Consider the following 24,359-nt stretch of genomic DNA (forward strand, 5'->3'; position numbering starts at 1 on the left):
TACAAAAGTTTCACTCATGAGGTGAGTTCGAAGTGTCGAAGATTATTGCAATTGCCAACCAGAAAGGCGGTGTCGGCAAGACAACAACGTCCGTTAACTTAGCGGCCTGCCTTGCATCCTTAGGCAAAAAAGTGTTGCTTGTTGATATAGACCCGCAAGGAAATACAACTAGCGGTTTAGGCGTGAACAAAGCGGATGTAACCAATTGCATCTACGATGTGCTTATTAATGAGGTGCATCCAAACGATGCGATGGTGGAGACTAGCGTTCCAGGACTTAAAGTGATTCCGGCTACGATTCAGCTCGCCGGTGCGGAAATTGAATTGGTTCCGACGATTTCCAGAGAGCTTCGTTTAAAAAAGTCATTGCATATGGTGAAAAACCAGTTTGATTACGTTTTAATCGATTGCCCGCCGTCTTTAGGTATATTGACGATCAACTCCTTGACGGCTGCAGATTCCGTTCTTATTCCTATTCAATGCGAATACTATGCGCTTGAAGGATTGAGCCAGCTGTTGAATACAGTAAGGCTCGTTCAAAAGCATTTAAATACGACTTTGCAGATTGAAGGGGTATTGTTAACGATGCTGGATGCCCGTACGAACCTCGGCATTCAGGTTATTGAGGAAGTGAAGAAATACTTCCAGCAAAAGGTGTATCAAACGATCATACCTCGAAATGTTAGACTGAGCGAGGCGCCGTCTCATGGTCAAGCCATTATCACGTATGATCCAAGATCCAAAGGCGCCGAAGTTTATCTTGAACTTGCGAAGGAAGTGATTACGTATGAGCAAGCGGCTAGGTAGAGGACTTGATGCCTTAATTCCGTCGTTATCCGTTAACGATGACGATAAAGTCATTGAAGTGCCCATTTCGCAGCTTAGACCCAATCCGTACCAGCCACGCAAAACATTCGATGAAGATTCTATTAAAGAACTTGCAGAATCGATCAAGCAGCATGGAGTTATTCAACCGATCATTGTCCGGACCGTTCTGAAAGGCTATGAAATTATCGCGGGGGAGAGAAGGTTTAGAGCTTCTCAATATTGCGGGAATACGACTATTCCGGCTGTTGTACGATCATTTTCGGATCAGCAGGTCATGGAAATTGCATTAATCGAAAACTTGCAGCGCGAAGATTTGAATGCGCTTGAGGTTGCAATTGCTTATCAAGCTTTGATGGACAAGTTTAAGCTAACTCAGGAAGAGCTGAGCTTGAAGGTTGGAAAGTCGCGCTCGCATATCGCCAACTTTGTCAGATTGCTTTCGCTGCCCCCAGAAATTAAAGAATATGTTTCACGTGGAACAATTTCGATGGGACATGCACGAGCTTTGGCCGGTATAAAGGAAAAGTCGGTTCAGAAGGAACTGGCGGAAGTGGCGGTTCAATCGGAATGGAGCGTTCGTGAACTAGAGGATGCCATTCAGAAGTTGGACACCAAAGGGACTCCTCAACAAGCGAACAAGCAAAAGCAGAAGAAAAAGGACCCTTACATCGACCATGTAGAGGAAATGCTGCGTGAGCAGTTTAAAACAACGGTGAAAATTAAAGGGCAAAAAGATAAAGGCAGAATCGAGCTTCAATATTATAATAAGCAGGATTTGGAGAGGCTTCTGGAACTGCTTCAAAGATTGGCATAATGGTTGAAGCATAAGGTGAAGCAAATCATCGTTACAGCGATGAAACGAACTAACCTATGACGCAAAATATGCGAATATCAGCATATGAACGATCATATGGCAATAAACGGTATAACGATGGCATATCAAGTTGTAATCTTTCGGTCGAAAGATTAAACTAAGATATGCCATTGTTGTATTAATGGGAGAAAGGAGCGGGCAAATGAGCGCAACCGGAAAACCATTCATTTATTTAGACCATGCAGCAACTTCTTGGCCCAAGCCTCCAGAGGTAACGGATGCGGTCATGCGTGCGATGCTGAATGATGCAGCGAATCCCGGAAGAGGGAGCCACGCGATGGCGGTCAGGGCAAGCCGGATTTTATTTGACGCCCGCAAGCAGCTTGCAAAGCTGTTTAATATAAGGAATCCCAATGATATTGCGTTTGCATCCAATACGACGATGGCGTTGAACATGGCGATTAAAGGGTGGCTAAAGCCTGGCGATCATGTCATTACGACATCGGTGGAGCATAACTCTGTGCGAAGGCCGATTCATTTCTTGGAGCAAAACATTGGTATTGAAGCCACTTATTTAGAAGCCGATGAAACGGGAAAGATAACGATAGAAGCGGTAAAAGAAGCTATACGCCCAAACACTTCCTTGATTGTCGTCAATCACAGTTCCAATCTTTTGGGCACGATTCTGCCTCTCGGTGAAATTGGGGAAGTAGCCAAAGCAAATGGAATAAAGCTGCTGGTCGATGCGGCACAAAGCGCAGGCATCATTCCGGTAGATGTACAAGCGATGGGGATTGATATGCTTGCGTTCCCCGGGCATAAAGGATTGCTTGGTCCTCAAGGGACAGGCGGACTGTATATTGCTCCAGACTTGGAGTTGGAGCCGCTGCTTCATGGAGGCACTGGCAGCCAGTCAGAGACGCCGTATCAGCCGCTTGTCAGGCCAGACCGGTATGAAGCGGGGACGCAGAACACTCCGGGCCTAGCGGGGCTTCTAGAGGGCGTGAAGTATGTGCTGCATGAGACGGTGGAGAAGATCCACGCCAAGGAGTGGGAACTGGCTCAAAGGTTGATGGAAAACCTCTCAGCGTTGCGCAGTGTAAAGCTACTTGGACCCGCTCTCGGCGAGCCAAGAACAGGTATTGTTGCGTTTCATGTAGAGGGTGTCGATCCTTCTGAGCTTTCCTTTATTCTAGACCAGCATTATGGCATAGCGGTTAGAGCCGGATTCCATTGTACGCCGCTCGCCCATGCGAGCGCAGGCACGTCTTTAACGGGAGCGGTGAGGGCAAGCGTCGGCATTTTTACGACCAAAGAGGAAGTGGATGCACTGGCTGAAGCTATGAAAGAGATCACAGAGCAATATGGGATATAGGGGATGGGATAGAAATGGACGAGTGGTATTTGAACCCGTTTAATATTGTGGCTGCTGTTTTAATGGTACTGTTTATTGTACTGCTGATTTGGATGGCGGTGATCGGTTCAAGGCTCAAAAAGCTTAGAAAGCAGTATGTAGCAGTTATGGGTGATACAGGCGTTACAAATGTTGAAGATGTAGTTGTGGATTTGAAGAATCAACTTCAGGCGCAAAAAGAACAGACAGAATCGCTTAAGCAGCAATTGGCTGCTGTACAAGCAACTCTGCCTCATATGAAAAGTAAAATCGGCATTCATCGTTTCAATGCATTTTCCGATGGGGGAAGCGATTTAAGTTTTTCGATTGCCATTATGAACGATCATAAGGATGGAGCCGTGTTTTCGGGACTGCATAGCAGAGAGAGCACTTATGTGTATGCGAAGCCGGTGGAGAAGGGCGAGTCGCCTTATCCGCTTACCCCGGAAGAGCGCAAAGCGATTGCGGAAGCGAAATAGTGGAATATGTGTATAGGAAACTAAGGTGAATCGGAGGCGGCTGTTTGGTCGCGAACGGGTGTAGAAATGTGAATATGGTTGGCGATGGCCGTGAAGAGGCCGTTAGCGATCACTTCGGACATTTTCATAACGAGATGAAGCCTGGTATTTTGCAAAACGAAATATTCCATAAAGCCGCCTACGTTAACGATGCCGGTCACATGGATATCGCCTACAGGAGGCAAATCCTTATTTACGCCAGCACCGGGCCTAACGGGTCCTTCGCCTACTTGAATGCAGCCGACGCTGGAAACCTGGCCTAAACAAGCGTCGATGCCAATGATGTAGGGCTTATGAAACTTTCGGTTAATTTCGAGCAAAGTTTCTTCGAGGTTCATCGCATGAACGGGATCTTCGAGCGTGCCGTAAAGATGGAAGTGAGGACTGCGGTATTTGAGCAGCGAGGTGCCGATAAGAGGACCCAAGGCATCGCCGGTAGAACGGTCCGTACCGATACAGACGATGACGATAGGCCGACTGGGCGGTACATCCTGCAAGAAGCCTGTAAGCCGATTTACGAGCATACCGAGTATGTTGGAAGTGGTATAAGGAACTTTAAACGGAGAATCTTTCATAAATGGCAGTTTCATAGAATAGAATCCCTCCCAATCGCTCTAACTATGATACTAGTATATGGATGGGACAACCATTTTATACGTTCGGGACATTTGAAAAATGGGCGGGGAAACAGGAGGCGGCAACATGCTCATCGCTTTTGATTCAACTCAGCAGGCGCTTCGGGCGGAAATGCTGCTGGAATATGCGGAGATCGATATCGATATTTGTCCTACGCCAAAGGAAATAACGGCAGGCTGCGCCTTGTCGATTCATTTTCCGGAAGACGATCTGTCCACCGTAAAAAGCGTGATTGTGCAGGAGAACGTGGAGATCAGAGGCATTTTTAAACCCATTGAGGCCGGTTACGAGCAACTAGACCTATAATGCCGCCAGCAAGCTGAAAATGGAGATGATGAAAGTGAATAACTTATATCAAAAAATTATAGAAGCATTAAGCGACGAAAAGATGTGGTCCAATATTGGTATGGCCGCTATCAAAATACTATTTATTATAATGATCAGCAGGCTTGTTATTTGGCTGCTTCATAAGACGTTAGACCGGATCGTATTGGAGAGGGCGTCCAAGTTTCAGCCGAATCAGGCACGCAGAATGACCACGGTGGGCAAGCTGCTCAAAAATGTGACTTCGTATACGGTGTACTTCATAACCGGTATGCTTCTGCTTTCGGAAATCGGCATCAATCTTGGGCCGCTGCTGGCGGGCGCGGGAGTTGTCGGCATCGCTATCGGTTTTGGCGCGCAAAGCTTGGTAAAGGATATTTTGACAGGGTTCTTTATCATTTTGGAGGATCAATTTGCAGTAGGCGATGTCATCCAGACGGGAACCTTTAAAGGAACGGTAGAAGTGATAGGACTTCGCACAACTAAAATATTGAGCTGGACTGGCGAGGTGCATATCGTTCCTAACGGAATGATCAACGAGGTCACTAATTTTTCGGTAAACAACTCTTTAGCTGTAGTTGATGTATCCGTTGCTTACGAAGCGGACGTGGATAAAGCGATGGCCATTATTTCGCAGACGATGAAGGAGCTAGAGAACGAAAATCTAGTGAGTGAGCCGGAAGTGCTTGGTGTTCAATTGATGTCCGCCACTGCCGTTACGATTCGAGTGATAGCAGAGTGCAAGCCAAATACTCATCCAATCGTAGCAAGAGTGTTGAATAAAGAGATGAAGGAAGCGTTAGATCGCAACGGGATCGAAATTCCTTATCCGAAGATGGTGACGTATCAGCGCAATTTTGAGGAGGGGTAGCGGGTGGAGCGTAAGCAGTTCGAACTCGGGGATATCGTTCAAATGAAAAAACAGCATCCATGCGGTACAAACGAGATGGAAATCATCCGGATGGGGATGGACATTCGAATCAAATGCGTGGGTTGCAAGCACAGCGTCTTAATCCCAAGGATCAAGTTTGAAAAGAATATGAAAAAGGTGCTCAGGTCTAAGCCAAAAGAGGAAGATCAAAGCGCGGAGTAACATGCCGTTAGGGTTGCGCAGACGGCTATACGGTCTGCCTAAAAGCACTGGAAATATGCTGTTGGAATTATGCATACGATCATCGTTTGGATTGTAAAAAAGCATTGAAAACAGCGCTTGCAAAGGCCTAAATTATGTGATATATTATTTATTACATGCGGAGAGGTACCCAAGAGGCCCAAGGGGGCTGACTCGAAATCAGCTAGGCGTGTCAAAGCGTGCGTGGGTTCGAATCCCACCTTCTCCGCCATAATACAAACAACCAACGGTTCCTGTGAGGGACCGTTTTTTTGTGTTTTCAACAGAGGGTAACTTGAAGGTTAAAGGGTGTAAAAGAGGTGTAAACTTCGTTGTACCACATGGGTATTTATGGTACATTAGCTTAGATGCCGCAGGAAAAATATTGGAAGTATTTCGCGTGCAAACCTTAACGCTCAGGAGGAATCGCCATGTCTGAAGTGAAATTATCGATAGATTATGATCAGTATGAAGATGGAGTGAAAATCGTAGAGTTGATAGAGCAGCTGGCCGGCGGCGAAGAAGCCGCTTCAATCGAGAAATTGATTATTGGGGACTGGGGCGGTGCGTATGAAGACGACTCCAGTACAGTTGTAGAGGCGCTTGTTCGACTGAAGGATCGATTCCCTAAGCTTAATGATTTGTTTATCGGCGATATGACTTACGAAGAATGCGAAGTATCTTGGATCAACCAATCGAATCTCGCTCCTTTACTGACGGCTTTCCCAGGCCTAAAATCGTTTACCATTAAAGGTAGCACGGGGCTTGCGCTCGATCCTGCCCGGCATGACAGCCTTGAGGAGCTGACGATTATTTGCGGCGGCCTTGGCAAGGATGTGCTTGCGAGCATTAGCAATGGAAGCTTTCCAAAGCTGAAGAAGCTGGAGCTGTATTTGGGAGTGGACAATTACGGGTTTGACGGAGATTTGTCTGATGTACTTCCACTGATTGAGCCTGGCAAGTTCCCGGAGCTAAACTATTTGGGACTGAAGGACAGTGAAATTCAGGATGAAATTGCAATCGCAATTGCGGAAGCGCCTATTTTGGATCAGCTGGATACTCTCGATTTGTCTTTGGGTACCTTAACGGATAAAGGCGCTGAGGCGCTAATTAATAGCGTTAAAATTAAACAATTGAAGCTCCTCGACTTAAACTATCATTACATGTCCGACGAGATGATGAAGCGCTGGGAGCAAACGGAACTTAATGTGGATATAAGCGATCAACAAGAGTACGATGACGATGAGGATTATCGCTATCCTTCCTTGACGGAGTAGAGATGGACGGAATGATTTTGATCGGCAATGCGGGCAATCGCCGCACACAGGGGCTTCAGTCGGCGAGGCTGAAGCTCGGATTGCCGCTCGCGCTGGAACTAAACTACCTCGACCTGCTGAGAGGGACTATTTCGTTGTCCTCTTTTATAGAAGTTCATAGAGATGAGCTTCCGGAAAACCCTCTTATTCGGCTGGATGCTCCGGGTGAACATTTTGAGGTGGAGCGTGAGTTGATCGCGCTGGGAGCGCCCGATGCCGCTGGGCAGGAGGATATCGTACCGCCTCTTTACGAGCATTATTGTCAGCCGGTCTCTATGAAAAACGCATGGAAGATAGAAGAGCAGAGGGGACGGATTTATCATCCGTCTCAATGGTTTCGAGGGTTTTATCGATTGCTTAGGCGGCTCGAGACGGAAGCGGAAGAGATATGGCCGCGGCCAAGCTGGATCAATGCGCCCCGTGACATTGCCGTTATGTTCGACAAGAGGAGAACGTACACGACATTGCTGGATGCAGGTGTACCCGTTCCGAAGCGTCTCGGTTCGCCAGCTGAGATTACGAATTATGAGACGCTGCGCGAGCTGATGAAGGTGAAACGAATGCCGCGTGTTTTTGTGAAGCTGGCCTCAGGCTCGGGAGCTTGCGGCGTCATCGCTTATCAAATTAACCCGGCAACGGGAGCGGAGCTTGCGGTCACTACGATAGCGTTCGAGAGCTATACGGCTCGACCGCCCGTCTATTATAACGTGAAGCGGCTTAAGCGCTACACGGATTCGGCCACTATTCGCAACATTGTGAATTGGCTTCTTTGCCATGGAGCGCATGTGGAGGGATGGGTGGCTAAAGCCGCTATTCACAATCGCGCATTCGATATTAGACAATTGGTCGTTGACGGAGAGGCTTGCCACAGCGTCGCCAGAGTCAGCTCCACGCCAATTACGAATCTCCATTTGCAAAGTGAGAGAATGGGGCTAGACGCTGTCGGACTCTCTAACGATGCACAGCATGCAATCAAACGGTGTGCGGAAGCAGCTTTAAACGTATTCCAAGGGTCGAGAATTGCAGGGATCGATATAGCGGTCAGCGCAGGAGCCGGCCGTCCCTTTGTGCTGGACGTTAATCCTTTTGGCGATTTGCTGTATGAGACGGTTTATCGGGGCTGCACGACGTATGAGTGGGAGACGCTGCGGCTTAAAGAAGCTTCATCTGGAGACGGCAAGGAGGGGAGTCATCATCATGAGTGAACAGACGATCGATATGAATGAAATAGTTGGCAGCCACGACCTGCTCATGATTACACTGGATACGCTTCGGTACGATGCGGCGGTGCTGGAAGAAGGCAATTGTCCAAATCTGTGCGGAAGCGGATCATGGGAGAAGCGACATTCTCCAGGCAGCTTTACTTATGCGGCTCATCATGCTTTCTTCGGAGGATTTCTGCCGACGCCCGCCCATACTCAAAAATCGGAGCATGTCCGGTTGTTCCATTCCAAAAATACGGGGCTCAAAACAAACCCGAATACGTGGTTGTTCGATACGCCGGATATTGTATCCGGCCTTGCGCAGGAAGGCTATCGAACGATATGTATAGGAGGGGTTATTTTTTTTACGAAAAAAGTGCCGCTTGCCAAAGTGCTTCCGGGCTATTTTCAAGAAAGCTACTGGAGAATGACGTTTGGGGTGACGAATCCGCGGTCGACGGAGCATCAGGTCAATCATGCGATTAAGCTTCTGGATGGGGCGGACTTCAGCGAAAAGCTGTTTTTGTTTATGAACGTATCTGCGATTCATGGGCCGAATCATTATTTTGTGCCTGGCGCCAAAAAGGATTCGGTGGAGACGCAAAGAGCCGCGCTGGGATATGTGGACGGGCAGCTCGGCAGGCTTTTTCAGGAGATGAGGAAGCGGGAGAGGCCTGTTTTTTGCATGGTGTTTTCGGATCATGGGACGGCATATGGAGAGGATGGCTACGAAGGGCATCGTCTTGCGCATGAGGTCGTCTGGAATGTGCCTTACCGGCATTTTATATTGTGAAAAAAATCGGGGAGGATGAGTACGGCGATGATGATCAAAGAGGATTCCCTCTGTTCCGTTGACAACAAGGAAGATGAGGCGGCTTTGCGCGATTGGAAGGATACGCTCCTTTCGGAGCCGTACCGCTCGTATTTGTATTCTTATCCGCACAAAATGTCCTATCGAAAATTGAACGAAAGCTTGCCGCTAGCTGATTTATGGCGCGAAGAAGCGGCAGAGACGTTTTTTCTATATATGCACATTCCGTTCTGCGGCGCGCGTTGCGGGTTTTGCAACTTGTTTACGCTGCCGGATAAGCGGGCATCGGTTCATGAGCAGTATGTAGACGCGCTGGAGAGGCAGGCCGGGCAATGGGCTCCTTTTGCGGGAGGCAAGCCTGTGGCTCGATTCGCCATTGGAGGCGGAACGCCGACGCTGCTGCTGCCGGATCAATTAGACCGTTTATTTGCGATAGCGGAAGGGAAGATGGGCGTTGATCTTGAACGGACCTCCATTTCCGTGGAGGCGTCTCCTGAAACGGTTACGGCGGAAAGGCTGCATGTGCTGAAAAGCAGGTCGGTAGACCGCATCAGCATGGGCATACAAAGCTTTGTGGAGAGCGAGGCATCCGCCATCTATCGTCCGCAAAAGCCGCAGGTGGTGGAGCAGGCGCTGAGTCTATTGAAGCAGCATAAATTTCCGATTCTAAATCTGGATTTGATCTACGGATTGCCGGGCCAAACGGTGGAAACATGGCTGTATTCGCTTGAACGCGCCTTGTCTTACAGCCCGGAAGAGATTTTTATTTACCCGCTTTATACCCGCGACCATACAATTGTAAAGCCTGGCCAAATCAAAGAAAGCGGCAGCGACATTCGGATGGACATGTATGTTGCCGCGCGAGACAGGCTGACCGAGCATGGGTATGTTCAATCTTCCATGAGAAGGTTCGCAAGGCCGGAGGGGCGCTCCAACAAGCAATTGCTTCCTTACAGTTGCCAAGAGGAAGGAATGATAGGGCTTGGCTGCGGAGCACGTTCTTATACTCAAGGGGTGCATTATGCAACGCGGTACGGGGTGAGCCGAAGCGCCACGGAAAGCATAATTGAGGATTATGTGTCTGCATCGGATTATACGAAGGCGGATTACGGGTTTATTTTGGACGGGGATGAAAGTCGCCGCAGATTTATTTTAAAAGCGATTCTTCATATCGAGGGGTTGGAAATGCGTGCTTACAAGGAGCGGTTCGGCACAAATCCGCTGGAGGATTACCCAGAGCTAGAGAAGCTGGCATTAACCGGGCTTGCTGTAGCAGAAGAGGGAATATTCAGGCTGACTCCGGAAGGACTGGCCCACTCCGACGCGATCGGAGATTGGTTGATTTCGCCGCATGTGCGGAGCTTAATGGAAAGCTTTATTGTGCCATGAGAGCCAAAATCTATTATCGCGGAAGCTTGACCTCCTGCAACTACGACTGCCCTTATTGCCCCTTCAGCAAAAATAAGGACAGTTTGGAGACGCTGGCTAAGGATCGGGCGCAGTTGGAAGCTTTTGTCCTGTGGGTGAGAGAACAGGGAGCCGAAGGCACGAGGCTTTCGATCTTTTTTAACCCGTATGGGGAAGGGCTGACTCATCGCTGGTACAGAGAGGCAATGGCAGAGCTGTCCCATATGGAGCATGTCGAGAAGGTCGCGATTCAAACGAATCTGTCCGCCAAACTCGATTGGATCGACGGACTGCATGCGGGCAAAGCCGCTTTCTGGGTGACGTATCATCCCGGACAAGTGGCATGCGATAAGTTTCTTCGCCAATGCATGACGCTGTATGAGAAAGGAATCGCGTTCAGCGTAGGGTCAGTGGGCTTGAAGAGCGCCACAGATTCGTTGAAAGAGCTTCGTGGGAAGCTGCCGCAGGATGTTTATATGTGGGTGAATGCGTACAAGGATCAGCCCGATTATTATACGGAAGCGGATGCCGCCGTGCTTCAGGAAATCGATCCCCATTTTCAAATAAACGCAATGGATTATGACAGCAAAGGCAAGGCTTGCAATGCGGGGTACGACGTCTTTTATGTGCTGGGGGATGGACGGGTAAAACGATGCTATAAGGATCGGCAAGTGATTGGCAACTTGTATCGGGAAGGCTTGCATGCCATTTCCAAAAAGCGCCCATGCCGTATGGCTTGCTGCGATTGCTACATTGGCTACATTCACATGCCGGAATTAAAGCTTGAAGAGGTGTACGGCGAATCGATATTGGAGCGCATTGCAGTCAAACGGTAAGGAACGGGGAGGATGAGCGCTTGCGGCAAGGGAAAACGATATGGCTGACCGGCCTGCCGAGTTCGGGCAAAACGACAACAGCCCGCGCGCTAACGGAAGCCTTCAGAGCGAAGGGGCACGCCGTGGAATGTTTGGATGGCGATGAATTGCGCCAGGCACTGGGCAGAGAGCTAGGCTTCAGCCGGGAAGACCGAATGGAAAACGTTCGCAGAGCGGTGTACATTTGTCGGATGTTGAACCGCAATGGGATTACCGCCGTTGTGGCGATGATCTCGCCCTATGCGGAAATGCGCGAGTATGCGCGGGTTCAGCTGGATTATTTTACAGAAGTATATGTGGAGTGTCCACTTGAAGAGTGTATACGCCGCGATGTGAAAGGGCTGTATGCGAGAGCCATTGCCGGGGAGATACCGTCCTTTACGGGTGTTTCCGATCGTTATGAGCCGCCTGCACATCCGGATATTGTAGTTAGAACGGATCTGTCGAGTGTGGAGGGCAATGTGATACGGATTTTGGAGAGCGTAGCGGATTAATAAAAGGAATGAAGCGAGCACCATTGCCAGGGAAATAACGGCTCTACTGGAATCGGCCTTATATCAATAGGTGATCCGTATATCGATGAAAATTAAATTCAAATATAATATCGATTTGTGTCACTTAATGTCATGGTAGCATGATCAAGTGGAAGAAAAAAATGAAAACATGGAATAGAAAAGAAAATGGATCGAAAATATTGAAAAACTTAATATTTTTTTAAGAAATGGTATTGAAAAATTTAGAAACTTTCCTATAATTAAAACGTAGCACGCATTTCCAACATTAGGGGGAGTTTTCTTGTCTTGGTATTTAGGCGCGTTCAAGAAATATGCAACATTCAGTGGCAGAGCTAGACGGAAAGAATATTGGATGTTCTTTTTGTTCAATTTTATTTTTGCTCTCTTGCTGAGTATATTGACTCTTGTTCATTCCGCTTTTGACACTCTTTATTACATTTATTATTTGGCCATTATTATTCCATCCTTAGCTTTGACTGTACGAAGATTGCACGACATCGGTAAGAACGGTTGGTTTATTCTTTTGGGATTAATACCGGTTGTAGGCTTTATCATTTTAATTGTATTTCATTGCTTGGAAGGCGTAAGAGGTTCTAACCAGTATGGCGAAGATCCTAAACAAAGTTCTTCCACTTCCTACTAGGCTTAGAGGCTAGGAGCTAAGAACAAAGGCGATCTCTTGATGAGAGATCGTTTTTTATTTAACTTAAAAATCCACAATTGGGGGAATTATATTGTCTTGGTACTTAGGGGTTTGGAAGAAATATGCAGTATTTTCCGGAAGGGCCCGGCGTAAGGAATATTGGATGTTCTTTCTTTTCAATTTAATTGTCGCGTTCGTCGTCAGTTTAGTATCTGCTTTTTTGCATCCTGCTATTTATTTCATCTATGTATTAGCTGTTATTCTTCCATCGATAGCACTTTCGGTGAGGAGACTTCATGACATTGGCCGCAGCGGGCTGTGGGCTCTAATAGGCTTATTGCCGGTTGGAGTGATTGTGCTGCTTGTGCTTGCTTGTATCGAAGGTGAAAGAGGGAACAATACGTACGGTCCAGATCCCAAAATGATTTCTTCCGGCACATATTCGGCTTAACTACTAACTAGGAGTGGCTACCTTGTCTTGGTATTTGAAGGTTTTTAAGAAATACGCAACATTCAGCGGCAGAGCTAGACGCAAGGAATACTGGATGTTTGCTTTAGTAAACTTTCTTATTGTGATTTTGCTCGCTTTGTTAGTTCAATTTAATGAGTCGCTAATAGTCCTGTATTATATTTTTTTACTTGTTGTTGCGCTGCCTGGAATTGCAGTAGTGGTAAGGAGATTGCATGATACAAACCGTAGCGGATGGTGGTTTTTTATTTCTTTTGTGCCATTCGGCTCTATTGTTATCCTGGTGTTTATGTGTCTTAAAGGGGAAACCGGCCCTAATCGTTTCGGTGAAGACCCTACGGATTAAATTTTTGCTAAATAAGCCAAGTTTGATAAAAACGATTTCTTCTGAGGTCGTTTTTTATTTGGGCAAAAGAGAAGAGGGCTCTCGCGAGCCCTCTTTCCGACGGTGTTGTTGATGGTATTGTATCAATTCACACAACAAGCTTAACGAAACATTGGAGATCAACATTCCTCAATCGGAGTTAATCGGCAATCGCTTCTTGAATCCTCATGAGCACTTATAAAGCTGCGCGTGAACGCTCGCTCTTATAGGCTCTGAATGTGTGTTGCGGACCGTAGTCTTTAGCACAACCCCTCGCTTCTATCCTGAAGTGAATGAAAAGGAATACGTCGATTACCTTGCACCATTAGGTCCAACGGAACCACACCTCTCTTACACCGTCGAATTTAGAATGCCCGTTTACTGAAGCTTTATACAAGGTCATTCAAAATTATTTCGGCATTCTTGTCCATTTGCGCTCGTGGTTAGTGTTCTCGGGGAATCGTTCCCCTTTGTTCAGCTGTACCTTCTTAGGGTTTTGAATGCCCATGTGAAAGGAATTGACTCCCGTTTCAATATACGTTCCGTCGTTAGGAGCGCGGTCTCCTTCATTAAACATTGTAAATTCGCCCATTGCGGAGCACCTCCGGCTGAATTTTGGGACGAGCCGCAGCCCTTGCAGCATAGCCCAAGGATTAGTATAAGCACCAGGCGCTCCGGCCATGTCTGACAGATAACGGATGGCAGCCGGGTACTTGTCATGGTATGTATAATTTGATATAGTATAGAGATGCGAGCCCACGGCTCGTTCCTTGCTCCGCTTGCGGGGCCGTTAGTCCAAAAGGAGGTGAAACAATATGCGCAAATATGAAGTGATGTACATCATTCGTCCAGACGTTGAGCAAGAAAACGTTCAAGCTCTCGTTGATAAATTCAATGGCATCATCTCCAACGGTGGAGAGGTTACAAAGACAGACGTAATCGGAAAACGCCGTCTTGCGTATGAGATCAACAAGCTTCGTGATGGTTACTTTGTTCTGGTACACTTCAACGCTACAACTGAAGTTGTTAACGAACTAGACCGTATCATGAAGATTTCGGACGAAGTTATTCGTTCGTTGATCGTCAGAGACGTAGCTTAGTCGACGCAAGATTTGTTCAAGGGGAGGTCATGTTATGTTGAACCGTGTCATATTGATCGGCAGATTGACGAGGGATCCTGAGCTTCGTTATACGCCAGCCGGAGTTGCGGTAACGCAATTCACATTGGCCGTTGACCGTCCATTTAGCGGCGGTGAAGGACGCGAGCGCGAGGCGGATTTTATTCCGGTCGTGACTTGGCGCCAGCTAGCTGAAACTTGTGCCAATTACTTACGCAAAGGCCGCTTAACGGCGGTTGAAGGCCGCATTCAAGTGCGCAACTACGAGAACAACGAGGGCAAGCGTGTGTATGTAACGGAAGTTATTGCAGACAACGTCCGGTTCCTGGAGTCGAGCCGCGAAGGCGGAGCGCCGCGTGAGGACAATAGCGGAGGATTTAGCAGCGGAGGCGGAAATGCAGGCGGTTATAGCGGCGGTGGAGGAAACTCCTACAGCGGCGGGAACGGCGGCAATCGTTCGAACCAATCTCGGAACGACAATAACGATCCTTTCAAGGATGACGGACGCCCAATTGACATTTCGGAAGATGATTTACCATTTTAATTATTGACGAAAGGATGGATCCCGATGAGCTTTAAGCAAAGAGAAGGCGGCGATGAGCGTCCAGAACGCAAATTCGGCGGCCGCAAAGGCGGACGTAACAAACGTCGTAAAGTTTGTTTCTTCACTGTAAACAAAATTTCGAACATTGACTATAAAGACACTGATTTGCTGAAGAAGTTTATTAGCGAGCGCGGCAAAATTTTGCCACGTCGTGTAACTGGCACAAGCGCGAAATACCAACGCTTGCTGACAATTGCAATTAAACGTTCCCGTCAAATCGCATTGCTTCCTTACACGACTGAATAGTCTGTATAGGGCAATAACGAAGAGCCTCCTATTGGAGGCTCTTTTTTATGCATTTTAATAGGAAGGGCAAGTTTTATTTGCAGAAATTAGAACGTATGTTCTATAACTAATATGGGAATTTAACGTATGGAAATTTGGCAGGCTGACATCGGTTTGAATAGTGGACAGAGTGAAGGCAATAAGGGGTGTTGAATTGATTAAGCTATTTCAATATAACTGGATGGTAAGAAATGAATGGTTCGAGTTGTGCAAACAAATGCCTGCAGAACAATTGCTGCGTAAGCGGACTGGCAGAGCGGGAAACATTCATTATACTTTTTTTCATATAGCTGACGTTGAATATAGCTGGATTCGCGGAATACAGGGCAAACCGGATATTCCTGTTCCTTTCGAGCACTATAATACGCTAGAGCAAGTGAAGAAACTTTCCGATGCTTGGATTCGGGAAATACAAGGGTTTCTTGATACCTGGTCAAATGAGTTAGAGAATGATCCCGTATCTGTCTCGTGGTGTCACCCCAAAGTAAAAACCCTTGCAAGCTGTATAAGCTGGGCAAGGGTTTCCTCATTATCCAATAAGAATATGATCTTCCGGATATCCGATTTTGGATGTCTTTTTTGTTTGGGATAACGCGTAAGCAAGCGTCAGCGGCCCCAGACGGCCAATGAACATGGTAATGGTGATAATAATTTTGCCGGCGGTGGAGAGGTCGGCGGTCAGCCCCATGGAAAGCCCCGTAGTGCTAAAAGCTGAGGTAGCCTCGAACAGCACCTCCAAAAAGTGATCCTCCAGCATGTTCTCCGTAATGGTGAGCAAAATCGTGACCGTAAGGACGCATATTAGCGAGCTGATGACGACTGCGAGCGCCCGCATAACGGTATCTTGCGATATTTTACGTTGGAATACGTGAATTTGGCCGCCCCCGCGGAAGGTGTTGATGGTCGCGAGAATGAGCACGACGATCGTGTTCGTTTTGACCCCGCCGCCGGTACCGCCGGATGCCGCCCCGATGAACATGAGAATGATCAGAATAAACTGGGAAACGGCCAGCATATCGCCAATATTAATAGTGTTGAACCCTGCGCTCCTTGGAGACATGCTTTGAAAAATAGCGGCATGGACCTGTTCGCTCAATGTTAGCTGTCCAAAGGTAGCGCTGTTCCAGCTTTCCAAAAAGAAAAGCAAAAGGAATCCCGTTATCGTCAAAACGGAAGTGGCGAGCAAAACGATTTTGGAATGGAGCGACAGCTTCCTCCAGGACCGCTTTTTAAAAATATCCACCACTACGATATAGCCGAGTCCGCCAACCACGAACAAAAGAATAATCGTAAAGTTCACGATGGGATCGCCTACATGGGAGCTTAGCCCGTCTGACCATAAGGCAAATCCCGCGTTGTTGAAGGCCGAGATGGAGTGAAATAGCGCATAATAAGCCGCCGTACCAAACCCCATTTCATCCGACCAGCGCAGCGTTAAAATAATAGTGGCCAACGATTCGAAAATAAAGACGATCAGCACCATGTACAAAGAGAGTCGTACAAGCCCTTGCGCCGAAGTGGACTGCGTCGTCTGCTGGATGATCAGCCGCTGCTTGAGCCCGATTTTTTTGCCGAGCAATATGGCGACCATAACCCCCAAGGTCATAAATCCGATACCGCCAATTTGGATCAAAATCATAATGATGACTTGTCCCGTAGTCGAAAAAGCCGTTCCGGTATCGAGTACGACGAGCCCGTTTACACAGACGGCCGATACGGAAGTGAACAACGCGTTCAAAAGGCCGATCGGCTCCCCTGTGCTGGAAGAGAAGGGCATATTCAGTAAGATTGCGCCAATCCAAGCGAGCATAAAAAAGACGGCTGTAATGAGCTGAGGCGGGCTGGTTTTGTTTTTCAGCCGGGTGACAATTCTCTCCGGCCAGGATAAGTCGTTCCGTCTGATAGGTTTAAGGGCGTTCATAATCATTCTCCAAGTCCCGGATGTCTTCATTGCTTCCTATAATAAGAAGAATGTCCCCGGTATGGATGGCGTCCTCCGCTTTCGGCGAAACGTTGATGCTGTCGCCTGTTTTGATAGCCATAATCGTACAGCCGTATTTAGCCCGAATATTGAGATCCTTCAACGATTTGCCGTTCATCGCCGGCGGCGCCAAAATTTCCGCCAAATTGTAATCCGGCGACAGCTCGATATAATCAATCAGGTTGTCGGAGCTAAGCTGGTTGCCGAGCCGGACGCCCATATCTCTCTCTGGGTAAATGACATAGTCTGCGCCTATTTTGCCCAGCACCTTGCCGTGCATTTCGTTGCGCGCTTTTGCCGTTACTTTGGGAACCTTTAGCTCCTTCAGCAGCAGCGTCGTCAAAATGCTGGCTTGCAAATCATCGCCGATGGCGACGATCGCATGAGAGAAATTGCGCGCTCCTAGCTCGCGAAGCACAGACTCGTCCGTGCAATCGGCTTGAATAGCGTGTGTGGCGATTGAAGCCATTTCTTGCACAAGCTGTTCGTTTTTATCGATGGCGAGTACCTCATGACCGTTTCCGATCAGTGTTTTGGTTAGACTGGAGCCGAAACGTCCTAGTCCAATCACCATAAATTGTTTTTTCATAGAGTCACATCCTGACATGTTAGGGATGAATAGACGAATTGTGCCATATAGCTACTGTGTAAAATGATAGGAGACGGCATCCCGTTTGTCAAAGGTTAATAGCAATAAAACAGCCTATTTGATGGGGTTCTTCTTCTCCTGAACAATTTTGACATATTCCCTAGGCATATAAGGGATATATGGGGCTTTTTTTTGATTAAAGCCTGCGTAATCTTTTAATTGAAACAAGCGATAGCCACCCCCAGGGGATAGGCTCGGCATTGGGGGACGCTCGTGGTCCATTTGCCGATAAAAAGCCGCTCCAAATCCAACGATGAGCAGGAAAACAGCAGCGCAGAAGGCGATTTTGACGCGAAGAGCTAACATGAGAGACTCACTCCTTTGTTAAAAAGGTATCCCCTCATAAGCGCTATTTCATTCGCTATGCAAACGATTACATTGACAAAAGGCTCTTTTCAAAGATATAATAAGTTTGATTTTGCACATAATTGCATATTCGTTTTTAATGGAGGAGCCTGCCAACAGCGGGCTCTTTTTGCGTTTTTTTGGGGTTGCGGGGGAGTAGGGCGGCTGGGATTGCGCTATCTCGCGCTTGTTTGCCCGCTATTTAGGAAATACTGGATTTGAATGACGGAATCCCTTTAGGAGGTTGCACAGTTGTCTCTACTTCATGTTGTTATTTTGATTCCTTTTTTATTTGCGATTGCTATACCGCTTTTGCAAAGGCTAATGCCGCGGGTGCATACCGGGTGGCTGGCGCTGCCTGCTCCGATTGTCCTTTTTGCGGCGATGCTTAGTCTCATTCCCGAAATCGGAGAAGGAGAAGCGATCCGCGCTTCAATCGCGTGGATACCGTCGCTAGGCGTTGACTTTACGGTATATGGGGACGGACTTTCTTTACTGTTCTCCTTGCTTATTACAGGGATCGGGTCGCTTGTAATGCTGTACTCCATCTTTTATTTGGATCGCAGCAAGGAAAAGCTGGCTCATTTCTACACGTATTTGATGTTGTTTATGGGGGCCATGTTAGGGCTTGTCCTGTCCGACAACTTGATGGTTCTGTACGGCTTTTGGGAAATGACGAGCATTAGCTCCTTTTTGCTGATCGCCTTTTGGCATGAGCGGGAGAAATCACGTTATGGCGCCTTAAAATCGATGGTCATCACCGTTTTTGGCGGTCTCGCCATGTTCGCCGGTTTTATTCTTCTGTATGTGATGACAGGAACGTTCAGCATTAGAGAAATTATTGGCGGGATTTCCGCGTCTGCGCTAACAGAGCATGCTTTGTTTATTCCTGCGATGCTGCTTATTTTGCTGGGGGCTTTTACAAAATCGGCCCAATTCCCGTTTCATATTTGGCTTCCGGACGCGATGGAAGCGCCGACGCCGGTTAGCGCCTATTTGCATTCCGCCACGATGGTCAAGGCAGGCATTTATTTGGTTGCCCGTTTAAGTCCTGTGTTTGCAGGCGAAGGCTTATGGCTGTGGCTCGTATCCGGCGCCGGAATTGTCACGCTTATTTATGGAGCTTTCCGTGCATTGAAGCAAACCGATTTGAAGGCGCTGCTTGCGTTTTCAACGATTAGCCAGCTCGGATTGATTATGAGCTTATTCGGCCTCGGTTCTGCGGCGGCTTTGTATTCCGGCATGGATCAGGCGGTTTTTTACACGAAAGCGACGATGGCGGCTGTTTTCCATTTAATTAATCACGCTGTGTTTAAAGGCGCATTGTTTATGGTTGTCGGCATTGTCGACCATGAGACGGGCACTCGCGATATTCGCAAGCTTGGCGGACTAATGGCGGTTATGCCGATTACGTTTACGATTGCGGTCATTGGCTCCTTCTCAATGGCGGGCATTCCCCCGTTTGGCGGGTTTTTGAGCAAAGAAATGTTTTTTACCGCAGTATTGAACATTCGAGAGATGCAGTTGCTCAGCATGGATACATGGGGGGCGCTGTTCCCGATCATGGCTTGGATCGCGAGTATCTTTACTTTTGTATACAGCATGCTGCTCGTGTTCCGCACATTCGGAGGCAGAGCCCAGTTTGAGAAGCTGGACAAGAAGCCGCATGAAGCGCCTCTCGGCCTGCTGCTTCCTCCAGTAGCGCTTGCCGCGCTTGTTCTCGTATTCGGGTTATTTCCGAATCTGCTGTCGTATACCATTATCGAGCCGGCAATGGCGGCCGTTCATCCTCATCTGCTTGCGCCGGGAGAAACCTTTAAAGTGTCGATCGACTTGTGGCACGGATGGACGACGGAGCTATTTATGACGATGGGCGTCGTTGCGATGGGCTCCGCGCTCTTTATGCTGCATCGCAAGTGGACGATGCTTCATGCGCCTTTATTCAAGGGGATTTCTTTGAATGGCGGCTATGACGGCGGCCTGCGGCTGCTTGACCGCGGCTCCAAAGGCATAACGAACCGTTATATGACGGGGTCGCTCCGTCACTATTTGATCTATATTTTTGTGTTTCTCATCTTGTCGCTAGGCTGGACCTTGTTCCGGGAAGGCGCGTGGAAGCTGGATACGACGGGATATGCCGCGACTTCCTTTTACGAAGCGGTTATTATCGCGGCTCTAGTGCTGTCTGCGATTGCCGTTCCGTTTGCGACGTCCCGGCTGATGGCGATTATTTTGACCGGGGTATCCGGCTATATGGTGACGCTGTTTTTTGTTATTTTCCGGGCGCCGGACCTCGCGCTTACGCAAATGATTGTAGAAACGGTATCTGTTGCGCTGTTTTTGCTATGCTTCTACCATTTGCCAAAGCTGAAAAAAGAAATGGTCGCCCTGCGCTTCAAGCTAGGGAATTTTATTATTGCAGTTGGCGTAGGCGCCGTGATGACGCTTATTGCCCTCAGCGCGAGCGGCGACCGATCCTTTGAGTCCATCTCGAATTATTTCCTGGAAAATAGCTATAAGCTGGCCGGGGGAAAAAATGTCGTCAACGTCATTTTGGTAGACTTCCGCGGATTCGATACGCTGCTGGAAATTGTGGTGCTTGGCGTTGCTTCTTATGGAATTTACGCTTTGATCAAGCTGAGGCTGGACGGGGAAGAGCGAGTACTCAAGCCCCGAGAGTTCGAGTTCCATCACGATGTGCATGCTCCAAAAAGCAACGACGTTATTTTAAGAACGGTTGCCAAAATCGCTATCGTGCTTATCCTTTGCTTCTCGCTGTATTTGTTCTATATGGGACACCACAATCCGGGCGGCGGATTTATCGGCGCATTGATGGCTTCTTCGGCTTTGTTGTTGATGGCCATGTCGTTCGGCATGGAGTCGGTTCAGCGTTGGGTTCCCGTCAACTTTAGGAAATTGACGGCGATCGGCATTATGGTCGCGCTTCTGACGGGGATGGGTTCCTTTGTATTCGACGCCCCGTTTCTGAGCCATGCGTTTGACTATTTTGATATTCCGCTCATCGGCGAGTTGGAGCTGGCGACGGCGACTTTGTTTGATCTAGGCGTTTATTTAACGGTTATCGGCGTGACGATGACGATTATTTTGACAATCGGGAGGGATCAATAGATGGAGCTGTATATGTCCTTGGCGATTGGGGTTTTATTTACGGTGGGAGTCTACTTGATTCTATCGAAAAGCTTGCTTCGTATCATTTTAGGCACGTCCTTTTTGACGCATGGGGTCCATTTGCTGCTGCTCACCATGTCGCGACTTAAGACGGGAGCGGCCCCGCTGCTCGGGGAGAAGGCGGAGTCTTACGTCGATCCTTTGCCTCAGGCGCTTATTTTGACGTCGATTGTCATCAGCTTTGGCGTCACTTCGTTTTTTTTCGTTTTGGCCTATAAGGCTTATCAGAAGCTCGGCACAGACGATATGGAACAGCTAAGGGGGGACGAAAATGAATAATTTACTCGTAGTGCCCTTGCTTATTCCGCTTTGTACGGCTGTGCTGCTAGTCTTTTTGAAAGAGCGGGTAAAGGCGCAGCGCTGGATCAGCCTCGTCAGCGGACTGCTCAATGTGGCTGCAGCTTGCTGCATTTTGGTACAGGTGAAGACGGAAGGCATTCAAACTCTCTATATGAGCGGATGGGCACCTCCTTACGGCATTATTTTTGTAGCGGATATGTTGGCGGCATTGCTTGTATTAGCTACGGCCATCATCGGAGTTTTTTGCTTGGTGTATTCATTCCGCACCATTGGCGGGGAGCGGGAACGCCATTACTATTATCCGCTGTTTCAATTTTTGCTGGTGGGCGTATTGGGCTCGTTTCTGACGGGTGATATTTTCAACTTGTTCGTATGCTTTGAAGTGATGCTTATTTCCTCTTATGCGCTTATCGTGCTTGGCGGAACGAAGCCGCAGCTGAGGGAATCGATCAAATATATGCTGATCAACATTATTTCTTCCGCGCTGTTTGTGGCGGCTGTCGCTTATTTGTACGGAGTGACCGGTGCGCTTAATATGGCGGATTTGTCCGCTAGAGTGGCGGATGCGGGACAAGGCGGCATTCTAAACGTTATTGCGCTCCTGTTTATGATTGTATTTGCTCTAAAAGCAGGCTTGTTCTTATTCTTTTGGCTGCCCGGCTCTTATGGAGCGCCTCCGGCTGCTATTAGAGCAATTTTTGCGGCGCTGCTTACCAAAGTCGGCTTGTACGCGCTATTGCGTACGTTTACGCTGATCTTTTACAACGATCCGTCGGTTACGCATAGCTGGATCGGCTGGATGGCCGGGGCAACTATGGTGCTGGGGGCGATTGGAGCGCTCGCCTACAAGGATATCCCGCGTATTCTAAACTACAACGTCATTATTAGCGTAGGGTTTATTGCGTTTGGTCTGGCTGCATTTAATAAAGATTCGCTTGACGGCGCCGTCTTTTATTTGCTGCATGACATGATTGCCAAAGCGCTGCTGTTTATTCTTGGCGGCATGATCATAGCGGCGGCCGGGACGAGCAAGCTTTCGGAAATGGGCGGGCTGATCAAAAAACATCCCGTCCTCGGATGGATGTTTTTTGTAACGGCTTTGTCGGTTGCGGGCATACCGCCGTTCAGCGGCTTTGCCGGCAAACTGCTGATCATTCGAGGCGGATTCGAGGCGGAGCAATATGCGCTTGCAGCGATTTCGGTCGCTTCCAGCTTCGTCGTATTGTATTCCTTGTTCCGTTTGTTTATGGCTGCGTTTTGGGGCTCGGAGCGTTCAGCGGTCTTTTTGAAAAAGACGGCGGCTGAGGGAATGGATACAGATGAGGCAGGAGCAATTAAGGAGAGCGCAGCTAAGGAATTTGCGATTAAGAAAAGTGTATCTAAGGAAAACAAAGGTAAGCTGTCCCTGCTTGCACTTGCTCCGGGAGCCGGATTGCTGGTGCTCGTCATTGGAATCGGACTTGGAGCGGAGTGGGTGTACGCTTTGGTAACGGATGCGGGAGAAACCTTGGTTCGCCCATCCATTTATGTGGATGCGGTGTTGAAAGGGTGGGAGCGATGAAGTGGTTTAGACGGGCATGGGCGGTTGTGAAGCTTTTTGTACTGTTTAATAAAGAGCTGCTGCTCTCCAGCTACGCCGTCATGGTGCAAATCGTGAAACCAAGGTTGACGATTCGTCCCGGCATTGTAGAGATGAAAACAGATTTGAAGACGGACGCGGAAATTACGCTTTTGTCGCTTCTCATTTGTCTCACTCCTGGAACTTTGACGTTGGATGTGTCGGGCGACGGGGAGACGCTCTACATTCATGCGATGGACATCGAGGATGCCGAGCAGCTGGCCGACCAAATTAAAAGCTCATTCGAGAGAGCGATTATGGAGGTGACAAGAGCATGATGGAGGGCGTTTTGGAAGGTATGCTGCTGACGGCTCTTGTCTTATTGTCGCTATCGATTATCGGCTGTATGTATCGGCTGCTTAGAGGTCCGTCGATTTCGGACCGCATTGCAGCGCTGGACACCATCGGCATTATGCTGCTGGCGATAATTGCGGTCATCGGGATGCTGCTTGGCACGACAGCTTATTTCGATATTATTTTGCTGATCGGAATTTTGACGTTTATCGGAACGACGGCGTTTGCGAGATATATCGAGAGGGGGGTTGTGCTTGAGAGCGGAGACGATCGAACTGATCTTTGAACTAGTAGTTGGGGGAATCGTATTGCTTGGAGCGGCTATTTGCGTGCTGAGCGCCTTCGGGCTAATCCGGCTGCCGGATGTTTATTTGCGATCCCATGCGGCGACCAAAAGCGCAACGCTCGGTGTCCTCTTTATTTTGTTAGGCGGATTTTTTTACTTTTGGATCTTTAAGGATCATATCAGCATTAAGCTGCTGCTTGGCATAGTGTTTGTGTTTATGACAGGGCCTGTGGCCGGACATTTGAATGGCCGTGCGGCTTATCGATCCGGCGTGTCGCTTTGGAAGGGGAGCGTGCAGGACGACTTAAAAAAGGCGCTGAAGCAGGAAAGAGAGCTGTCGGGCAAGAAGGGGCTGTAGCTGACGGCAGTCTCCCGAATCTAGCGAAAGAATCAAAAAAAGCGGGCAAATAGTCGAAATGGCCTACTTGTCCGCTTTTTTGATAACCTTTGCAGAGTGGGGAACGA

30 protein-coding genes and 1 tRNA gene are annotated in these 24,359 nt (G+C 48.2%); 27 read left to right on the forward strand and 4 right to left on the reverse strand.

Annotated features, from left to right (window positions below):
• The first annotated feature begins 32 nt into the window (after positions 1-32).
• The 4 genes from ACFQZE_RS19580 to ACFQZE_RS19595 all read left to right on the forward strand — a co-directional run bounded on the left by ACFQZE_RS19580 (position 33) and on the right by ACFQZE_RS19595 (position 3,513).
• Positions 33-806, forward strand: coding sequence for a ParA family protein (locus tag ACFQZE_RS19580; protein ID WP_379360169.1), 774 nt, complete (start codon positions 33-35; stop codon positions 804-806).
• On the forward strand, positions 787-1,641 hold the full coding sequence (locus ACFQZE_RS19585) for a ParB/RepB/Spo0J family partition protein (RefSeq protein ID WP_379360171.1): 855 nt from the start codon (positions 787-789) through the stop codon (positions 1,639-1,641). The genes ACFQZE_RS19580 and ACFQZE_RS19585 overlap by 20 nt, the downstream gene beginning before the upstream one ends.
• 202 nt (positions 1,642-1,843) lie before the next feature.
• Positions 1,844-3,016: an aminotransferase class V-fold PLP-dependent enzyme gene (locus tag ACFQZE_RS19590; protein ID WP_379360173.1), complete on the forward strand. Its 1,173-nt coding sequence runs from the start codon at positions 1,844-1,846 to the stop codon at positions 3,014-3,016.
• Between the two features lie 14 nt (positions 3,017-3,030).
• Entirely contained in the window at positions 3,031-3,513 is a 483-nt protein-coding gene (locus ACFQZE_RS19595) for a DUF4446 family protein (RefSeq protein WP_379360175.1), read from the forward strand.
• 20 nt (positions 3,514-3,533) lie between these two features.
• Here ACFQZE_RS19595 and yyaC read toward each other — a convergent pair whose 3' ends face one another.
• Positions 3,534-4,142 carry a spore protease YyaC gene (gene yyaC / locus ACFQZE_RS19600; RefSeq protein WP_379360177.1) on the reverse strand — a complete coding sequence of 203 codons (609 nt, stop codon included), beginning with the start codon at positions 4,140-4,142 and terminating at the stop codon, positions 3,534-3,536.
• A gap of 112 nt (positions 4,143-4,254) precedes the next feature.
• Here yyaC and ACFQZE_RS19605 point away from each other — a divergent pair, with 112 nt between their 5' ends.
• From ACFQZE_RS19605 to ACFQZE_RS19665, 13 genes are all read left to right on the forward strand, one after another.
• Positions 4,255-4,494: a putative Se/S carrier protein gene (locus ACFQZE_RS19605; protein WP_379360179.1), complete on the forward strand. Its 240-nt coding sequence runs from the start codon at positions 4,255-4,257 to the stop codon at positions 4,492-4,494.
• A 28-nt stretch (positions 4,495-4,522) separates the two neighbouring features.
• Positions 4,523-5,383 carry a mechanosensitive ion channel family protein gene (locus ACFQZE_RS19610; RefSeq protein ID WP_379360759.1) on the forward strand — a complete coding sequence of 287 codons (861 nt, stop codon included), beginning with the start codon at positions 4,523-4,525 and terminating at the stop codon, positions 5,381-5,383.
• 3 nt (positions 5,384-5,386) lie between these two features.
• A complete protein-coding gene (locus ACFQZE_RS19615; protein ID WP_379360181.1) occupies positions 5,387-5,605 on the forward strand; it encodes a DUF951 domain-containing protein in 219 nt (72 codons plus the stop codon).
• 159 nt (positions 5,606-5,764) lie between these two features.
• Positions 5,765-5,855 (forward strand) — tRNA-Ser (locus tag ACFQZE_RS19620).
• Positions 5,856-6,054: 199 nt separating this feature from the next.
• Entirely contained in the window at positions 6,055-6,900 is an 846-nt protein-coding gene (locus tag ACFQZE_RS19625) for an STM4015 family protein (protein ID WP_379360183.1), read from the forward strand.
• Between the two features lie 2 nt (positions 6,901-6,902).
• Positions 6,903-8,144, forward strand: coding sequence for an STM4014 family protein (locus ACFQZE_RS19630; protein WP_379360185.1), 1,242 nt, complete (start codon positions 6,903-6,905; stop codon positions 8,142-8,144).
• Entirely contained in the window at positions 8,137-8,934 is a 798-nt protein-coding gene (locus ACFQZE_RS19635; protein ID WP_379360186.1) for an STM4013/SEN3800 family hydrolase, read from the forward strand. The genes ACFQZE_RS19630 and ACFQZE_RS19635 overlap by 8 nt, the downstream gene beginning before the upstream one ends.
• A 30-nt stretch (positions 8,935-8,964) precedes the next feature.
• Positions 8,965-10,341 carry an STM4012 family radical SAM protein gene (locus ACFQZE_RS19640; RefSeq protein ID WP_379360761.1) on the forward strand — a complete coding sequence of 459 codons (1,377 nt, stop codon included), beginning with the start codon at positions 8,965-8,967 and terminating at the stop codon, positions 10,339-10,341.
• Complete coding sequence (locus tag ACFQZE_RS19645) at positions 10,338-11,195, forward strand: STM4011 family radical SAM protein (RefSeq protein WP_379360188.1); 858 nt, start codon at positions 10,338-10,340, stop codon at positions 11,193-11,195. Before ACFQZE_RS19640 ends, ACFQZE_RS19645 begins: the two co-directional genes overlap by 4 nt.
• 20 nt (positions 11,196-11,215) lie before the next feature.
• The gene (gene cysC, locus ACFQZE_RS19650; protein WP_379360190.1) at positions 11,216-11,728 is read left to right on the forward strand and encodes an adenylyl-sulfate kinase; all 513 of its coding nucleotides are present in this window, start codon (positions 11,216-11,218) and stop codon (positions 11,726-11,728) included.
• A 301-nt stretch (positions 11,729-12,029) separates the two neighbouring features.
• On the forward strand, positions 12,030-12,392 hold the full coding sequence (locus ACFQZE_RS19655; RefSeq protein ID WP_379360192.1) for a DUF805 domain-containing protein: 363 nt from the start codon (positions 12,030-12,032) through the stop codon (positions 12,390-12,392).
• Positions 12,393-12,483: 91 nt separating this feature from the next.
• Complete coding sequence (locus tag ACFQZE_RS19660) at positions 12,484-12,843, forward strand: DUF805 domain-containing protein (protein ID WP_379360194.1); 360 nt, start codon at positions 12,484-12,486, stop codon at positions 12,841-12,843.
• Positions 12,844-12,865: 22 nt separating this feature from the next.
• Positions 12,866-13,207 (forward strand): DUF805 domain-containing protein, encoded by a 342-nt coding sequence (locus tag ACFQZE_RS19665; RefSeq protein WP_379360196.1) that lies wholly within the window; start codon positions 12,866-12,868, stop codon positions 13,205-13,207.
• 427 nt (positions 13,208-13,634) lie between these two features.
• On the opposite strand, the gene ACFQZE_RS19670 is transcribed toward ACFQZE_RS19665, so the two are convergent.
• Entirely contained in the window at positions 13,635-13,817 is a 183-nt protein-coding gene (locus ACFQZE_RS19670) for a YjzC family protein (RefSeq protein WP_379360198.1), read from the reverse strand.
• A gap of 223 nt (positions 13,818-14,040) precedes the next feature.
• Here ACFQZE_RS19670 and rpsF point away from each other — a divergent pair, with 223 nt between their 5' ends.
• The 4 genes from rpsF (at position 14,041) to ACFQZE_RS19690 (ending at position 15,824) form a co-directional block, all read left to right on the forward strand.
• On the forward strand, positions 14,041-14,325 hold the full coding sequence (rpsF, locus tag ACFQZE_RS19675; RefSeq protein ID WP_379360200.1) for a 30S ribosomal protein S6: 285 nt from the start codon (positions 14,041-14,043) through the stop codon (positions 14,323-14,325).
• 34 nt (positions 14,326-14,359) lie between these two features.
• Entirely contained in the window at positions 14,360-14,887 is a 528-nt protein-coding gene (ssb, locus tag ACFQZE_RS19680; RefSeq protein ID WP_379360202.1) for a single-stranded DNA-binding protein, read from the forward strand.
• A gap of 24 nt (positions 14,888-14,911) precedes the next feature.
• On the forward strand, positions 14,912-15,193 hold the full coding sequence (rpsR, locus tag ACFQZE_RS19685) for a 30S ribosomal protein S18 (RefSeq protein ID WP_379360204.1): 282 nt from the start codon (positions 14,912-14,914) through the stop codon (positions 15,191-15,193).
• Between the two features lie 169 nt (positions 15,194-15,362).
• Positions 15,363-15,824 carry a DinB family protein gene (locus ACFQZE_RS19690; protein WP_379360206.1) on the forward strand — a complete coding sequence of 154 codons (462 nt, stop codon included), beginning with the start codon at positions 15,363-15,365 and terminating at the stop codon, positions 15,822-15,824.
• Here ACFQZE_RS19690 and ACFQZE_RS19695 read toward each other — a convergent pair.
• On the reverse strand, positions 15,762-17,153 hold the full coding sequence (locus ACFQZE_RS19695) for a TrkH family potassium uptake protein (RefSeq protein ID WP_379360208.1): 1,392 nt from the start codon (positions 17,151-17,153) through the stop codon (positions 15,762-15,764). The genes ACFQZE_RS19690 and ACFQZE_RS19695 overlap by 63 nt on opposite strands.
• A complete protein-coding gene (locus tag ACFQZE_RS19700) occupies positions 17,140-17,802 on the reverse strand; it encodes a potassium channel family protein (RefSeq protein WP_379360210.1) in 663 nt (220 codons plus the stop codon). Before ACFQZE_RS19700 ends, ACFQZE_RS19695 begins: the two co-directional genes overlap by 14 nt.
• 657 nt (positions 17,803-18,459) lie before the next feature.
• On the opposite strand from ACFQZE_RS19700, the gene ACFQZE_RS19705 reads away from it, so the two are divergent.
• The 6 genes from ACFQZE_RS19705 to mnhG are packed head-to-tail and all read left to right on the forward strand — an operon-like array spanning position 18,460 to position 24,252.
• Positions 18,460-21,336, forward strand: a complete 2,877-nt coding sequence (locus tag ACFQZE_RS19705) for a Na+/H+ antiporter subunit A (protein WP_379360212.1) — start codon at positions 18,460-18,462, stop codon at positions 21,334-21,336.
• Positions 21,337-21,675 (forward strand): Na(+)/H(+) antiporter subunit C, encoded by a 339-nt coding sequence (locus ACFQZE_RS19710; protein WP_379360214.1) that lies wholly within the window; start codon positions 21,337-21,339, stop codon positions 21,673-21,675.
• The gene (locus tag ACFQZE_RS19715) at positions 21,668-23,257 is read left to right on the forward strand and encodes a Na+/H+ antiporter subunit D (RefSeq protein ID WP_379360216.1); all 1,590 of its coding nucleotides are present in this window, start codon (positions 21,668-21,670) and stop codon (positions 23,255-23,257) included. The genes ACFQZE_RS19710 and ACFQZE_RS19715 overlap by 8 nt, the downstream gene beginning before the upstream one ends.
• The gene (locus ACFQZE_RS19720) at positions 23,254-23,592 is read left to right on the forward strand and encodes a Na+/H+ antiporter subunit E (RefSeq protein ID WP_379360218.1); all 339 of its coding nucleotides are present in this window, start codon (positions 23,254-23,256) and stop codon (positions 23,590-23,592) included. The genes ACFQZE_RS19715 and ACFQZE_RS19720 overlap by 4 nt, the downstream gene beginning before the upstream one ends.
• Positions 23,589-23,894, forward strand: coding sequence for a Na(+)/H(+) antiporter subunit F1 (locus ACFQZE_RS19725; protein WP_379360220.1), 306 nt, complete (start codon positions 23,589-23,591; stop codon positions 23,892-23,894). Before ACFQZE_RS19720 ends, ACFQZE_RS19725 begins: the two co-directional genes overlap by 4 nt.
• The gene (mnhG, locus tag ACFQZE_RS19730; protein WP_379360222.1) at positions 23,863-24,252 is read left to right on the forward strand and encodes a monovalent cation/H(+) antiporter subunit G; all 390 of its coding nucleotides are present in this window, start codon (positions 23,863-23,865) and stop codon (positions 24,250-24,252) included. The genes ACFQZE_RS19725 and mnhG overlap by 32 nt, the downstream gene beginning before the upstream one ends.
• Positions 24,253-24,359 lie beyond the last annotated feature (107 nt).

It is taken from the genome of Paenibacillus sp. GCM10027627 (genome assembly GCF_042675505.1).
GTDB lineage: Bacteria > Bacillota > Bacilli > Paenibacillales > Paenibacillaceae > Pristimantibacillus.